Source organism: Sinomonas notoginsengisoli, assembly GCF_021554725.1.
In the GTDB taxonomy this organism is placed as follows: Bacteria; Actinomycetota; Actinomycetes; order Actinomycetales; family Micrococcaceae; genus Sinomonas; species Sinomonas notoginsengisoli.
This window is the reverse complement of sequence record NZ_JAIZDP010000025.1, coordinates 1-1,745: the sequence shown is the minus strand read 5'-3', so window position 1 is coordinate 1,745 and position 1,745 is coordinate 1. Positions and strand designations below refer to the sequence as shown.

1 protein-coding gene is annotated in these 1,745 nt (G+C 65.2%); it reads right to left on the bottom strand.

Annotation, left to right across the window (positions count from 1 at the left end; genetic code table 11):
• Nucleotides 1-65: 65 nt before the first annotated feature.
• The gene (locus LF262_RS16805) at nucleotides 66-692 is read right to left on the bottom strand and encodes a hypothetical protein (RefSeq protein WP_235781557.1); all 627 of its coding nucleotides are present in this window, start codon (nucleotides 690-692) and stop codon (nucleotides 66-68) included.
• Nucleotides 693-1,745: the final 1,053 nt, after the last annotated feature.

The window sequence follows — 1,745 nt, the reverse complement described above, 5'->3', positions numbered from 1 at the left end:
CGCCTGGACGAATCCCCCGTAGAACTGGGTGTACGCCTCCCGCGAAAGCTCCGGTGCCCCCACCATTAGGGGGCGACCCTGCCTCCTGCTGATGGCTGGCTGTCTTGGTCGGGGTCCTGCTTGTGTCGCTCTGCGATGCTCTGGTGTCCGTCGGGGTCTTTGGGCTCGGCCCTGCCGAAGGCCTTCCTGAGAGCCTCTCGGGCTTTCGGGATGAACACCAGTACCGCAAGGAGGGCCGCACCGATCGCGCTGGCGATGTACTTCGCGGCAGGGAACTGGACCTCGAACCAGTACTTCGTATGGTCCAGCCAGGTGCCGGTGACGTTCACCGTCGTGGTGTACGGTTCGATGTTGGTCGGGGTCCCGTAGCGCAAGGCCGCCGAGCTCACTGCTGGCGTCAGCTCGACGCGAAGCTGCTGCGGCGCTGGATCCTTGGCGGTGACGGTCCACGACCATGGGGCGATGCCGTCCGGGGAGAAGTCGCGGTAGACCCAGCCGCGGTCGTCGGCCGTTGGGTCAGGAGTGACGGCGATCCCGTCGCCGACGGGGACGAGTTTTGCGCGGAGCTCGCACTTGACGAAGACCTTGGCTGCCCGGGCCGGTCCGTCCATCTGTATGACCTGGTCCGGCGGGTGGGGGGCGTCGTTGACGTCGACGGCGAAGTTGTAGCTCATGCTCTGGCCGACCGACATCGTCAGGTCCTTGGGGTAGTCGACTTGAGCTGGGCGCCAGCTTTCGACTTGGCTTTCGCAATCGCTTTGGAACTTCGCGAAGGCCGGCGCGGGGTCCGATGTGGCGGGCGCTGGTGGGGGGGCTTCTCCGGCGCCGCAGCCAGCCAGGAGGCTTCCAGCTAAGAGGGCCCAGCCGGTGGCCAGTCCGAACCTGAAGACCCGCGTGTTGCCCATGAGACCCCCCGAATCTGAAGCATTTCTCCTACAGAAGGGGTCTGGCCCCGACTGCTGATTCCTGCAGCACAGGCTAGGGGCCGTAGCCTCCGGGCGGAAGAGGACGTACCGCGCCATGGGAACAGGCTTCGCGGCACCCGGCCTGCTCGTACTCAATGCGCGTCCTTTAGGGCCTCCGGCCGGGGCCGATTACTCAGGCGCCATCACCCTCTCCCCGAATCCCGCACCCATGGGGCGACGCGGGTTCTACGCTTGGTAGTCGGCCTCCGGGTCTGGATCGACAGCGCCTTCCCGGTGGCCATTGTCCCGTCAAAGGAACCGATCATGAGGGGCCTCCCCACGACGTTCCCACCGTCAATCAGAAAGTCCCCCTCCAGCTGGACGGAGTCACTCACCTGTCCTGCCGGGGTGGCCGCGGCGGCGTCTTTGGCCGTGAGCTGGTGTGTAGTTGACGCTTCCATGCTGGTGTTCATGGTGTTCACCCTTGCGCGTCGACCGCCGCCGTGACGGTCTGTAGCGGCTCGGCTCCTCGTCGTCTTCGGCGAGATTCCGCGGATGTAGCGCTGTAGCGGTGTAGCGGTCGAATGGCGGGTCGCCGTGTGATCGTTTTTGGAAGTGGTCCGGGTTCCTACGCTCACCGCGCTCCGCCCCGTGGCTGCGGGAGTTCCGTCGTGGGCACGAAATGGACACAATTGTTGGCGGGATCTGTGATCACTGTGATCACACACCCCGCATTCGCCCGCGCAATCCCGGGGATTGTGATCCCGTTGATGTCCTGTGATGGTGGCGTCATGTGACTGAAAATCGAAAGGTCACCGGATCGACGCCGGTCGGAGCCAC